Annotated in this window: 11 protein-coding genes; 9 read left to right on the forward strand and 2 right to left on the reverse strand. The window is 67.9% G+C overall.

From position 1 onward, the window contains the following. The first annotated feature begins 68 nt into the window (after nucleotides 1–68). From OZ403_RS32700 to OZ403_RS32710, 3 genes are all read left to right on the forward strand, one after another. Nucleotides 69–875, forward strand: a complete 807-nt coding sequence (locus OZ403_RS32700) for a hypothetical protein (protein ID WP_268782597.1) — start codon at nucleotides 69–71, stop codon at nucleotides 873–875. Between the two features lie 15 nt (nucleotides 876–890). Beyond that, the gene (locus tag OZ403_RS32705) at nucleotides 891–1,175 is read left to right on the forward strand and encodes a hypothetical protein (protein ID WP_140795161.1); all 285 of its coding nucleotides are present in this window, start codon (nucleotides 891–893) and stop codon (nucleotides 1,173–1,175) included. A 143-nt stretch (nucleotides 1,176–1,318) separates the two neighbouring features. Further along, complete coding sequence (locus OZ403_RS32710) at nucleotides 1,319–2,710, forward strand: ammonium transporter (protein WP_268782598.1); 1,392 nt, start codon at nucleotides 1,319–1,321, stop codon at nucleotides 2,708–2,710. A gap of 74 nt (nucleotides 2,711–2,784) precedes the next feature. Here the strand turns inward: OZ403_RS32710 and OZ403_RS32715 are convergent, their stop codons facing one another. Then, nucleotides 2,785–3,468, reverse strand: coding sequence for a GNAT family N-acetyltransferase (locus tag OZ403_RS32715; RefSeq protein WP_140795163.1), 684 nt, complete (start codon nucleotides 3,466–3,468; stop codon nucleotides 2,785–2,787). Nucleotides 3,469–3,630: 162 nt separating this feature from the next. On the opposite strand from OZ403_RS32715, the gene OZ403_RS32720 reads away from it, so the two are divergent. The 3 genes from OZ403_RS32720 to OZ403_RS32730 all read left to right on the forward strand — a co-directional run bounded on the left by OZ403_RS32720 (nucleotide 3,631) and on the right by OZ403_RS32730 (nucleotide 7,320). Continuing rightward, a complete protein-coding gene (locus OZ403_RS32720; RefSeq protein ID WP_268782599.1) occupies nucleotides 3,631–5,616 on the forward strand; it encodes a serine/threonine-protein kinase in 1,986 nt (661 codons plus the stop codon). A 61-nt stretch (nucleotides 5,617–5,677) separates the two neighbouring features. Then, nucleotides 5,678–6,481, forward strand: a complete 804-nt coding sequence (locus OZ403_RS32725) for a hypothetical protein (protein ID WP_237077639.1) — start codon at nucleotides 5,678–5,680, stop codon at nucleotides 6,479–6,481. Nucleotides 6,482–6,495: 14 nt separating this feature from the next. Beyond that, nucleotides 6,496–7,320: a hypothetical protein gene (locus tag OZ403_RS32730; RefSeq protein WP_268782600.1), complete on the forward strand. Its 825-nt coding sequence runs from the start codon at nucleotides 6,496–6,498 to the stop codon at nucleotides 7,318–7,320. A 78-nt stretch (nucleotides 7,321–7,398) separates the two neighbouring features. Here the strand turns inward: OZ403_RS32730 and OZ403_RS32735 are convergent, their stop codons facing one another. Continuing rightward, nucleotides 7,399–8,763: a tail fiber domain-containing protein gene (locus OZ403_RS32735; RefSeq protein ID WP_268782601.1), complete on the reverse strand. Its 1,365-nt coding sequence runs from the start codon at nucleotides 8,761–8,763 to the stop codon at nucleotides 7,399–7,401. 186 nt (nucleotides 8,764–8,949) lie between these two features. Between OZ403_RS32735 and OZ403_RS32740 the strand changes: the two genes are divergently transcribed. The 3 genes from OZ403_RS32740 (at nucleotide 8,950) to OZ403_RS32750 (ending at nucleotide 12,960) form a co-directional block, all read left to right on the forward strand. Then, on the forward strand, nucleotides 8,950–10,569 hold the full coding sequence (locus tag OZ403_RS32740; protein ID WP_140795168.1) for a DUF4041 domain-containing protein: 1,620 nt from the start codon (nucleotides 8,950–8,952) through the stop codon (nucleotides 10,567–10,569). 201 nt (nucleotides 10,570–10,770) lie between these two features. Next, complete coding sequence (locus tag OZ403_RS32745; RefSeq protein WP_140795169.1) at nucleotides 10,771–12,186, forward strand: L-serine ammonia-lyase; 1,416 nt, start codon at nucleotides 10,771–10,773, stop codon at nucleotides 12,184–12,186. Nucleotides 12,187–12,309: 123 nt separating this feature from the next. Next, nucleotides 12,310–12,960 carry an SRPBCC family protein gene (locus OZ403_RS32750; protein ID WP_140795170.1) on the forward strand — a complete coding sequence of 217 codons (651 nt, stop codon included), beginning with the start codon at nucleotides 12,310–12,312 and terminating at the stop codon, nucleotides 12,958–12,960. The last annotated feature ends 135 nt before the right edge of the window (nucleotides 12,961–13,095 follow it).

Consider the following 13,095-nt stretch of genomic DNA (forward strand, 5'->3'; position numbering starts at 1 on the left):
GTCGAGGACCGTGAGCGGGCGGATGCGCAGCGGTGCCCGAAGTGCGGGGGCGTCGTTGGAATGCGCACGTGGCTCCCCCCTACTGGGTCGAGCTGCGGCTGGACCTCATCATCTCCGAGCGCTTCGCGGACGCCTTCCGCGCGGCGGGGCTCAAGGGTCTGAATGGCTTCGCCCCGGTGGAGGTCCTCCGGGTCCGGCGGGCGCGAGGCGCATCCAAGGGCAAGGGCGTCCCCCTGCCCCGCTACCTCGCCGTCACCGTGACCTTCGGCTCAGCCCTGGTGGACGAGGCACAAAGCCACATCCTCCGGCCAGGCCCGTTCGACTGTGACTACTGCCGCGCAGTGGGGACGGACGGCATCAACGGCTTCACCCTGGACCCGAAGAGCTGGAACGGCGACGACATCTTCGAACCCCGCGGCCTCCCCGGCGTCAGGGTGGTCTCCGAGCGCCTCGCCCGCCTCGTCACAGAGCACGGGATGACCAACGTGGAGCTCATCCCCACCGAGCGCTACGTCTGGGACCCGCTGCGGCGATTCACCGGACCCACAGACGAGTCCCCCCCCTTCGCGAGCCTGCTCCGTGTGGGCCCCCTGTTCGGCGTGATGCGCTCCCCGTGCCTACCCCACGCGCGGTCGCTGCCTCACGAGTGCGTCCAAGCCACCCTGGGCAGGGCGTCATTCCGAGTGAAAGAGGCGCGCACGCTCATCATCCACCCCTGGTCGGTGCTACGCGAGCGCGACTTTGTACGTAGACAAAGCACCTGTCTGTCCGCGCGACTGTCAGGGATGCGTCGTATGACTCGGCCTGCCGTCACGTGCGAGGCATGGACAATCACCAACTCCGTGCTCCAGTGTGCGCGGCACCAACGCTCCTGACTTAGGGAAGAAGGCATGAAGACGAAGCTCGCCGCGGTGACACTGGTTGCATCCCTGCTCGCGTCCTCCGCCGCGTGGGCCGCGGTGACGGTGCGCTACTACAACCGCGATTCGCGCGACCACTCGTGGTCCGTGGTGTGTAGCGGCGTGAAGACGTCGGTGACGTTCGGCAAGAGCCAGACGGCCTCCGTCACCATCCAGGGCTCCGGGCCCTGCTCCGTGAAGACGGACGCGGGAACCGTGGTCCTCAAGGGCGGTGAAGACCTGGAAATCAAGGACGGGCGCATCCAGGTGAAGTGAGCCCTCGCCCGCCAGACAGCCTTGACTTAGATTAAATCCGGACCATTTTAACATTACTGAGCGCAAATTAAGCCCAGCCCGGATTGAATCTAACGAGAACCCGCCACATACTGCATTGCGTCAGTCTTCCGGGTGGAGGCGCAATGAAGAAGTGGTTCGCGATGGCCCTTCTGGTGGGTGTGGGTGTGGCGGGGTTGCTGGTCGAACCGGCGGCGCAGTTGAAGCAAGGGGGGCCCATCAACACCGCGGACACGGCGTGGATCCTCACAGCCACCGCGCTGGTGCTGCTGATGACGCCGGGCCTGTCCTTCTTCTACGGCGGCATGGTGCGGCTGAAGAACGTGGTGTCCACGCTGCTGCAGAGCTTCATCGCCATGGCGGTCATCAGCCTGATCTGGGTGATGGTGGGCTTCAGTCTGTGCTTTGGCGACAGCTTCCATGGGCTCATCGGCGACCCGCGAACCTTCTTCATGTTCAACGGCGTGGGCGGTGAGACGCACCCGGACCTGGCGCCCACCATCCCCTTGATGCTGTTCGCGCTGTTCCAGCTCAAGTTCGCCATCATCACCCCGGCGCTCATCACCGGCGCGTTCGCGGAGCGCGTGCGCTTCAAGGCGTACGTGCTCTTCATGGTGCTCTTCACGCTCGTCATCTACGCGCCGCTGGCGCACTGGACGTGGCACCCGGAGGGCTTCCTCCGTCAGTGGGGCGTGCTCGACTTCGCGGGCGGCACGGTGGTGCACATGTCCGCGGGCTTCGCAGCGCTGGCCGGCGCGCTGGTGCTGGGCCGCCGCAAGGTGCACGTGGAGAACACGACGCACGCGCCCGCCAACATCCCCTTCGTGATGCTGGGCACGGGCATGCTGTGGTTCGGCTGGTTCGGCTTCAACGCGGGCTCGGCGATGTCGGCCTCGTCGCTGGCCACGCTGGCCTTCGCCACCACCAACACGGCGTCCGCGGCGGCGATGCTGGGATGGATTGCCTTCGACTGGCTGCGCGGCCGCAAGCCCAGCGCCATGGGTGCGTGCATCGGCGCGGTGGTGGGCCTGGTGGCGGTGACGCCCGCGGCCGGCTTCATCACCGTGGGGCAGAGCATCGTCGTGGGCCTCGTCGCCAGCTTCGTGAGCAACGCGGCAGTGCACTTCAAGAACCGCACCTCCGTTGACGACACGCTGGACGTCTTCCCCTGCCACGGCCTGGGCGGCGTGGTGGGCATGGTGCTGACGGGCGTGCTGGCCAAGGACGTGGGCCTCATCCACGGCGAGACGCGCACCTTCATGATGCACATGCTGGCGCTGGTGCTGGTGTCGGTGTTCTCCTTCGCCGGCTCGTTCCTGCTCTACAAGCTGGTGGACCGCATCGTCCCGCTGCGCGTCACCCGCGAGCACGAGGAAGAAGGCCTGGACCTGAGCCAGCACGGCGAGACGGTGGGCGAGTCCATCATCGCCCCCGGGCCGCAGTCCGCGCTCACCGCGACGACGGCGGTCGCCACCGAGCCAGCGTCGAACGCCTCCAGCCTGCCTCAGCCCGCCTGAGCCTCACCGAGGCAGGTGTCGCGTGCCGCCGCTCGGAGCCCCGGGCGGCGGCCTCGTTCGAAGCCTGAGCAGGCTCAGCTGCTCTTCTTCCTCGCCGCGGGCGCGCGCGCCTTGCGTGTCGCGGCCCGGGTGGGCGCGGTTTCCGGCATGGGGCCCGTCGAGGGCGTCCCCGCCTCCGCGGTGGGCTTCTGCCGGCGCTTCAACCGGCGCGGCGGCAGCAGGTCTGGTTCGCCGGGCACCTTCTGCGCCATGAAGATGGCGGCATCCAGCTTGTAGAAGCTCCGCGTCCGGTACCACGTCAGGGCGGACTCGTTGTTCTCCGCCACCTCCAGGACCAGGTGCGTGCAGCCTCGCGTCCGGGCCAGGTGCTGGAGCTGATCCAGCATGAAGCTGCCCACGCCCCGCCCCTGGTAGTCCGGATGCACCGCCAGCTCCTCCACGAAGAGCGGCCGCATGCCCCGCTTCTCGAACCAGCGGGGGTTCACCCAGTTGTCGTCCCCGGTGGCCTCGAAGGCGCACTCCGAGTAACCGACGATGCTACCGTCCACCTCATAGAGGAGCTGTTCGATCCACTCCGAGGTGTAGACCTCCAGGAATCGCCGCTTGGAGCGAGGCCGCTGGTACTCTACCGTCTCCCGGTTCACGTCCCGGAAGACGAGCTTGAGGAACTCCCAGGTCCGGTTCAGGTCCCGCCTGTGGATGCGGCGCACTCGGACTTCGAGTGAGTCCGGGGGTTTGGGAGTCTTGGCCTTCGGCATACGCCCGCCTCCTTAGCAGGCTGCCGGTGGGACGCCCAGTCTCGTCGCATGCTACGACCCGGCTGGGTGTGCCGCGACATCAGGAGGGTTGCCTCATGGGGGGGTGGGAGGATGGAATGGGCGAAGTTTCCCCGGAATGCCCTGCCTGAGAGTCCCAGCCCCATGACCCTACCCGCTGATGGTGACCTCCGCATTGATGAGGTCCTGCGGAATACGTACAGGATTGTCTCCCTGCTGGGACGGGGAGGAATGGGCTCGGTGTACCTGGCCCAGCACCTGCGGCTCCCCGGCAAGCAGGTGGCGGTCAAGGTGCTGCGCGGCGGCGACCACCTGACGCCCGAAATCTTCGCGCGCTTCCGCCGGGAGGCGGAAATCGCCTCGCGGCTGGGCCACCCCAACATCGTCGAGGTGCTCGACTACGACACCCTGGAGAACGGCAACCCGTTCCTGGTGCTGGAGTACCTGCGCGGAGAGAGCCTCCAGGAGCGGCTGGAGCGCGGGCGCCTGCCCATGGAGGACGTGGTCTCCTTCACCCGGCAGATGGGCTCCGCGCTCCAGGCGGCGCATGGCGCGGGCGTCATCCACCGCGACCTCAAGCCGGCCAACGTGTTCCTGGTGCCCACCGACTCCGGCGGCGTGGTGGGCGAGCGCGTGAAGCTGCTCGACTTCGGCATCTCCAAGGTCCTCAGCTCCACGACGGTGCAGACGCAGGAGGCGACCATCATCGGGACGCCTCAGTACATGTCGCCGGAGCAGGCCCAGGGGAAGAACCGGGACATCGACGCGCGCACGGACGTGTTCGCGCTGGGGTGCATCGTCTACGAGATGATGGCCGGCAAGTCCGTGTTCGGCTCAGGCAGCCTCGCGCAGATGATCTTCCGCGTCGTCTATGAGCCGCCCGAGCCCCTGGCCCCGCTCTGTCCCGAGGCCACGCCGGAGGCCATCTCCGCGGTGATGCGCGCGCTCGCCAAGAGCGTGGACGAGCGCTACCCGGACGTCTCCACCTTCATCGCGGACCTGACGGGCACGCCGCTGCACTCGCTGTCCACCACGGCGGGGAACCAGCCTGCCCCGCGTCCCCAGGCCCCGACGTCCGGAATCGCCCTGCCCTCCGCGGGCCCGGCCTCGCTGTCCGCCACCGTCCAGCCTGGCAGCCTGAAGGTGGCACCGGACACGGGCCGCGAGGGCTTCGATTCCACGATGGCGCCCGGCACCGGCCAGCAGGGCTTCAGTCCATCCGCCACGGGGCAGATGGGCGTGGCGCAGGCGCAGGGCTTCAGTCCGTCCGCCACGGGGCAGATGGGCGTGGCGCAGTTGTCCGCCGCATCGCTCATCGACCCGCCTGGCCTGGAGCCCACGCTCATCTCGAAGCAGCTTCCGGCCATTCCCGTGCAGGAACGTCCCGCCCAGCACCACACGGCCGTGAGCGTTCCCGTGCCCATCCCGAGCGCCGCCGAGGCCCATGCCGCCGCGGCGCTGTTGTCCGCCCCGTCGACGCCGGTCTCGTCGCCCCCCGCGGCGAAAGGCCGCGGCGCCATTATCGGCGCCACCGCGGCGGTCTTACTGGCCTCCAGCATGGGACTCGTCTGGTGGATGAAGGGTGGCACCTCCGGCTCGGGCTCGCCCACGACGCCCGTGACGGACACCCGCGTCCCTCAGGACGCGCAGCAGGCCAACGGCACTCAGCAGGCCAACAGCACGCAGCAGGCCAACGGCACGCAGGCCAACGACACCGAGCAGGCCAACGACACCGAGCACGCCAACGGTACTCAGCAGGCCAACGGCACGCAGACGCCACCGGACACAGACAACCCGCAGCCGGTGGTCGTGGCCACCAACACCGTGCCCGACAAGCCGACCTCGCGCCCGGTGACGCATCCCGAGGCCAAGGAAGAACTTCCGGAGCAGGTCCGCAAGCTGCTGAAGGACGGAGAAAGCGCGTTGGCCTCGGGTGACGCCAGCCGCGCCATCGCGCTGGCACGCAGCAGCCAGCGCACGAAGCGCTCCATGGCGGCGTATTCGCTGCTCACCCGCGCCTACTGCCAGCAGAAGGACCTGGGCGGTGCGGTCAGCGAGTGGCCCAAGGTCGCGTCAGCGGAGCGTGCCAAGGTCAAGAAGTTCTGCCAGAAGCACGACATCGAGCTCTGAAACAGCGGGCCATCCAGGTAGGGGGGCCCTCATGCAACACGAGGTGATTCGCTTGAGAAACATGGTCGCAGTGATTGTCGCGGCAGTCGCGCTGGGGGCGTCACAGGCCCTGGCCGCCGCGCCGGTGGAAGCTGGCAAGGTGTACTCCGGCACGGAGGGCGAAGAGGTGGCCGTGGTGCCGCTCACGCCCCGTTCCGACAAGAAGTTCATCCTGCGCGTGAAGGGCACGGGCTCGGAGTTCGATGGACTGGTGTTCCCCTACGAGCAGAACGACTGGAGCACCCGCAGCACCGAGCAGTTCAACTACAGCACCCAGTGGCACGGCCGGAAGTACACGGCCCTGCACGTGCGCGACACGAAGTACGAGCTCTACGTGCCCGGCCGCCAGCGCCCCATCCGCCTGGCCTATGACGAGAAGAAGACCGCCGCGCTGAAGCCGGAGGAGGTCTACGCGCAGCACCAGAAGCAGATGAAGGACGGCTCCCTGGCGAAGCTGATGGCCTTCGACCGCAAGGGCGAGGAGTCCGGCCACGAGAAGGAATTTGCCGCCACCCTCCAGGAGATGAACAACGCGTGTGGCACGTCCGTGGCCGCCCGCATCGACTGGAGCAGCATCAACGAGGACCAGCTCAAGGAGCTGAGCATCTCCAGCTTCTGTGGCACCCCGCTGACCAGCCTCAAGGAGCTGTGTACGGCGTCCGCCATCGCGAAGCAGACCATCCAGGAGAAGGTGAAGCAGGTCAGCTGCCGCTTTGGCTCCGCGTTGGAACCCAAGATTGAAGCGGACCGCGTCATCTGGACGACCTCCCGCGACGCCTCCAATCAGGACAAGTTCGCCACGAAGTACTTCAAGCAGAACCTGTAGTCGGAGCCTTCACGATGCGATTCCAGCGTTTCGCCTTCGCGGCGATGTCTTTCGCGTGTACCGCCGCCATGGCGACCGAGCCCATCCAGCCCCCCTGGGGCAAGGAGTCCAACCTCGGCGAGAAGATGATGTTGGAGGCCACGTCGGTGTGCACCGACGGCAAGGGCCACTTCGTGGCGCTCACGCCCGACGACGAGGACACCAACGCCGTCCTCTACTACGGCGATGAGAAGCAGTTCGTCCAGGTGCCCCGCCCCGGCCCCTACACGTCGGCCACGTCCTTCCTGGACCCGCGCTTCTTCAACAAGGGCGCGAACCCCAACTTCCGCGGCATCGACTGGCGGGTGATGTCGAGCGTGGAGATTGACCGCAAGGAGCGCACCTGCTCCCTGACCTGCGGTGAGAAGAAGATTCCCCTCACCATGTTGGACGGTGAGCCGGCCTCCGAGCTGCTGCGCAAGGCCAGCTTCCAGCCCAACCCGCAGAAGTTCGTGCCCTACGCGCTGCTGCGTGACACCAAGGGCGCCTACTACTTCGTGGACCGTGGCTTCCACGAGGCGGAGAAGAAGAGCTACCGCGTCTTCATCGGGCCCCGCGGCAGCCTGAAGGCCCAGAAGATGACCAACGTCATCTCCGACTCCGAAGGCGAAATCTTCTCCACCAAGCGCGGAGACCTCCGCCTGCTGCTCGACAAGGCGAAGCCCGCCCTGTGGATTGAGAACACCAAGCGCCGCCTGGAGCTGCGCCAGGTGCCCGTGGATGAGAACCTGCCGCTCATCTACAACGAGCTCGGTGTGTACGAAGGCGCCCGCCTGGGCACGCCCTGCGACGACCAGTAGCCGTCCATCAGCCCCAGGGCCGGGAGCCGGCGTCCCACGGACGTCTTCCCGGCCCTTCGTGTTTTTGGCGTCAGCGGCTCACGGACGCGGCAGCGACGCCTTCAACTGCGCCACGCTCGCCTTCAGCTCCGCCAGCTCCGCCTTGAGCGCGTCGAGCTCGGCGCTCTTCGCGTTCAGCTCCCGCGTCCGCCGCTCCAGCGCCTGGATGGCAGCCATGTTTACCCCGTCGATGTCGAGCATGCCGATGCTGGTGTCATCGGTCCCCAGGCCAAACGCGGCGCGGAAGTCCTGCGCCACGGGCCCCAGGTGCCGCACCTGCCGGTCTTCGCCCTTGTAGCGCCAGGACTCCACGGGCAGTTTCGCCACCTTCGCCAGGAGGGCCTCCCCATCGACGTGGCGGAAGTCCTCCTTCATGTTGCGGTCCGACGTGCAGGTGAACACACCCGAGTTCGCCGGAAGGTCACACCCCGTCCCCAGGTCGGCGCGGGTCCGCAGGCGGACGCCTCCCGCGGCGCGCACCATGAACTGGTTGTCCGCGGTGCTGGTGGCGGTGGTGGTCGACCCGTCGCCCCAGATGAACGCGCCTGTGCGGCCCCCCGTGGACACGCGATAGCCCAGCGCGACGCCGTAATCGCCCGTTGCCTGGGCGCTGTACCCGAGCGCCACGCTCCCCTGCCCCGCCGCGGTGCTGGTGTACCCCAGGGCCGTGGAGCCAAAGCCGCTCGCGGTGTTGGACGCACCACTGGTGAAGCTCGCCGTTCCCGTCGCCTGATTGCTAGAGCCGAAGCACACGGCCACCGTGCCGCTGGCGACGCACTGGTCACCGAAGGCGAAAGTGCCGTACCCACTGGCCCGGCTCCGGTTGCCTCCGGCCCACGAATATTCCCCCACGTTGGCGATGTCCCACTCAGTCTCCGCGTTGCCCGCGCGGAACACTCCGCGGGCCGGCGCCCACATGAGCCGCATGCCTCTGCCGCTCATCGGCAGCGGCGCTCCCAGCTCATACGCGCCTCGCGCCAGCAGTCCGCCGCCGGAGTCCACCGTGAAGACCGGCAATGCGTCCCAGACTGGCTGGGCCTCGCTCGTGTTCGTGACGCGAAGCAGCGGTACGGGGGACGAGACAGCCGCCGCCGCGTCGACGAACAGACCGGACCGCGTGCTGGCCGTGCCCGCGAGAGACAGCGAGGCGTCCTGGGGCTGCGTCCCATTCTGGATGTAGCCCCCACTGCCCGGCAGCGGCGGACGCGCATCGCTCAAGCGAGGGTCGCTCCCTTCCACGACGGTCCCCGGCCCCGTTCCATACGCGACACTGACGACGTTGCTGTCATCCAACCGGAGCCCCGAACCCACCTCCCAATTCTGTGCGGGTGGCCCCTCGGAACCACACCCCGTGGTGGCCAGGGTGATGCAGCTCATCGCGGCGAACAGTCCTCTGCCCCTCATCTCGTCTCCCGGTGTGGAATCCGGGTAGGAAACGACCCCGACCGATTTCCTTCGCGGAAAGGTCCATACTCCCGAGGGGGGATTCCGGGACGCACGCGCGTTGACTGAGCATCGGCCCCCACTATGGGCCGTAGATGCGGCCACGCGCCTCCTTCCACGAGGAGGCCATCCGAGGGGGAGACACCGATGCAGCCTGCCGTCTGGGTCCTGGGGCTTGTGAGCCTGTTGTCGTCCGGGCTGCTCGTCTTCACCGCCATCCGGCTCGCCGCCGTGAAGAGGCGCTTCAAGCCCGTGCTCGACGTGGAGGCCGAACGCCAGCGCGTCCTGTCGGAGCTGACGCGCGAGAAGGCCGAATCCACGCACACGCTGGCCATGGAACGGAACCGGGTGGCCGCTGAGCTGACCCGCGAGAGGTCGGACACCGCCCAGTCCCTGGCCGCGGAGCGGAACCGCGTCACGGCGGAGCTGACGCGGGCTCGAGAGGACGCGGAGGCCGCCATCCAGAGCGCCAGGCTGAACTTGGTGCACGCGAAGGAGGAGAATGAACGCGCCATCTCCCAGGCTCAGACTCAGGCCCAGGCCGAGGCAACGCGCATCCGGGAGCAGGCGGAGAAAGACGCCCGTGAGGCGGAAGTCCAGCGCCAACAGGCGCAGGTCGAGCGCACCCAGCTCGAGAACACCATCTCCCGGCTGGCCGCGGAGCTGCGCCCTTTGGAGGAGGAGTCGGTCCTCCGCTCCTACGGGCTCTACAAACCCGTCTACAACTTCTCCACATCGGAGAAGTACGAGGAGCGCCTGGAAGACATCCGCGAGCGTCAGAAGGAAATGCTCAAGGAGAAGAAGGCCGCCTTTTGCAAGATTGAGTGGGAGGTCAACGGCAGCAAGGCGGAGGGCCGCAAGCAGACGGAGCGGACGCTGAAACTGATGCTGCGCGCCTTCAACGGCGAGGCGGACGCCTGCGTCGCCAAGGTCAGCTACAAGAACGTCAAGGCCATGGAGGCGCGCATCCAGAAGGCCGCGGACGCCATCAGCGCCCTCACCGAAATCCAGCAGTGCTTCATCGCCACGAAGTACGTGGACCTCAAGCTGGACGAACTGCGGCTCGCCCACGAGTACCAGGAGAAGCTTCAGCAGGAGAAGGACGAGCAGCGGCGCATCCGCGAGCAGATGCGTGAGGAAGAAGCCGCCCAGCGCGAGTTGGAGCGCGCCCGGCTCGAAGCCGAGCGGGAAGCGCGGCGCGACGAGGAGGCCCTGCGCAAGGCCCGCACCGAGTTCGAGCAGAGCACCGGTGCGCAGCAGCAGAGACTGCAAGAGCGCATCGCGGAACTGGAGCGCCGGTTGGCCGAGGACCTGGAGCGTCAACGCGCCATCTCCCAGGCCCAGCTCACCCGCACCGGACACGTCTACGTTATCTCCAACATCGGCTCGTTCGGCGAGGACGTCTACAAGGTCGGGATGACGCGGCGGCTCGTCCCGATGGACCGCATTGACGAACTGGGTGACGCGTCCGTCCCCTTCGAGTTCGACGTCCACGCCATCATCCGCACCCATGACGCGCCCAAGCTGGAGTCCGAACTGCACCGCACGTTCGCCAACCGGCGCGTCAACCGCATCAACGAGCGCAAGGAGTTCTTCCGGGTGAGCCTGGACGAAATCGCCGAGGCCGTGCGCGAGCACCACGGTGACTTCGAGCTGACTCGCGTCGCCGAAGCCGCCGAGTACCGCAAGTCACTCGCGCTCATCGACGAGGAACGAAACGGCGCGGAAACATCCACGGCGTCCGCGCCACGGCGCGCCGTCGCTTGAGCCCGCCACTTCGACGCAGCGGGCCAGACAACGCACCGCGTCTATCGCGTCACACGCGCACGACACTGAGGACTCTCGCCTGGAGTGCGACCTACCCGCGCTCGTTGGACTTCCAATGACGTTCATCCGTCCACGTGGAGACATGCGCTTCGGCGGAGGGGCACTGGGACGGAACTGGAAACGTGGCATGTTGCGCTCGCCATGGCCGTCAGCGTCTTCGACCTCTTCAAGATTGGAATCGGACCCTCCAGCTCGCACACCGTCGGGCCCATGCGGGCGGCGCGCATGTTCGCCCGGAAGCTGGCGGACACGGGCGTGCTGGAGCGGCTCACCCGGCTCAAGGTGGAGTTGTTCGGCTCCCTGGGAGCGACGGGCAAGGGCCACGGCAGCGACAAGGCCCTGGTGCTGGGCCTGATGGGCGAGACGCCGGAGGGCGTGGACGTGGAGGCCGTGCCCGCCATCATTTCCCGCTGGCGCGCGGAAGGCCGCGTGGCGCTGCTCGGTCAGCGCGAGGTGACGTTTCGTGACGGCGAGCACCTGGTCATGCACCGCCGGCGCTCGCTGCCCTTTCATCCCAACGGCATGCGCTTCACCGCCTGCGGCGGGGACGGAGCGGAGCTGGCATCGGCCGTCTACTACTCCGTGGGCGGCGGCTTCATCGTCGACGAGTCCGCCGCCGTGGCGGGCAAGGACCCGCTGAGCAAGGACACCACGCCGCTGCCCTTCCCCTTCCAGTCCGCCGCCGCGCTGCTGGCGCACTGCGAGCGCGAGCGCATGAGCTTCAGCTCGCTCATGCTCGCCAACGAGAAGACCTGGCGCGACGAGGCGGAGATTCGCGCCGGGCTGCTGCGCATCTGGGACGTGATGCAGGCCTGCGTGCGCCGAGGCTGCACCAGCGGCGGCATCCTCCCCGGCGGACTCAAGGTGGAGCGCCGCGCCGCGGGCATGTACCAGAAGCTCATCAGCCGCCCCGAGGCTGGCCTCACCAACCCGCTCACCGTGCTGGACTGGGTGAACCTCTACGCCCTGGCCGTCAACGAGGAGAACGCGGCGGGAGGCCGCGTCGTCACCGCGCCCACCAACGGCGCCGCGGGCATCATCCCCGCCGTCCTGCACTACTACTGGCGCTTCGTGCCCGGCGCGAACGAGGACGGCGTGGTGCGCTTCCTGCTCACCGCCGGCGCCATTGGCGTGCTCTACAAGGAGAACGCCTCCATCAGCGGCGCGGAGGTGGGCTGCCAGGGTGAAGTCGGCAGCGCCTGCTCCATGGCCGCGGGTGCGCTCACGGAGGTCATGGGGGGCACGCCGCTCCAGGTGGAGAACGCGGCGGAGATCGCCATGGAGCACAACCTGGGCCTCACCTGCGACCCCATTGGCGGACTGGTGCAGGTGCCGTGCATCGAGCGCAACGCCATGGCCTCCGTGAAGGCCATCAACGCCACGCGCATGGCCCTCTCTGGCGACGGGCGTCACTTCGTGAGCCTGGACAAGGTCATCCGGACGATGCGCGACACCGGCCGCGACATGAAGGACAAGTACAAAGAGACGTCGCGGGGGGGGCTGGCCGCCAACGTGCTGGAGGTGGCCAACCTGAGCGTGGGCCTTCCGGAATGCTGAGCCACAACCAATCTCCGTCGTAGTCGTTGTGCTGTGCGTGGGTTGCGCGGAGCGCCGGACACGCTCTAAGACGCGCGGCAAGAGCGCGGCCACGCCAGGCCGCCTCGTGAGGACCCACTCCCCATGCTCAAGAAGATTCTCGTCGGCCTCGCCGCCGTCATCCTGCTGTTCGTCGGCTTCGTCGTCACCCGCCCCGACACGTTCACCTATCAGCGCGCCGCGGTGCTCCCCGTGTCCGCGGACATCGCCTTCGCGCTGGTGAATGACTTCCACCGCTGGACCGAGTGGTCCCCCTGGGACGGTCTGGACCCGCAGGCGCAGCGCACCTACTCCGGCGCGGAGTCTGGCACCGGCGCGGGCTACGCCTGGGTGGGCAATGACCAGGTCGGTGAGGGCCGGATGACCATCACCGACAGCAAGGCCAACGAGCAGGTCACCATCAAGCTGGAGTTCATCAAGCCCTTCGCCGCCACCAACACCAGCACCTTCGCCTTCAGCGCCGCCGAGGGCGGCACCCAGGTCGTCTGGGCCATGTCGGGCGAGAACAACTTCGTGAGCAAGGCGATGAGCCTGTTCATGGACATGGACGCCATGATTGGGAAGGACTTCGAGAAGGGCCTGGCGACCATGAAGGACGTCGCCGTGGCCGACGCGAAGAAGCACGCGGAGGCCGAGGCCGCGCGCATCGCGGAGGAGAAGGCTCGCACGGAAGCCGCCGCCGCTGCACCGGCCGGAGAAGGTGCTCCCGCCGTGGCCGCGCCCGCCGTGCCGTGATGCACGCCTGACGCCACGGGGTCCGAGCGCGCAGTGGCGGACACTGCCACGCGCGCGAGTGCCGACTCGCCGACGTCCCCCCAAGCCTCATGGCCCCAGGGTGGACGCGGCCAGCGTAGACGGCGCCTTCACCTC

This window comes from Myxococcus sp. NMCA1 (assembly GCF_026810205.1).
Classification (GTDB): Bacteria; Myxococcota; Myxococcia; order Myxococcales; family Myxococcaceae; genus Myxococcus; species Myxococcus xanthus_A.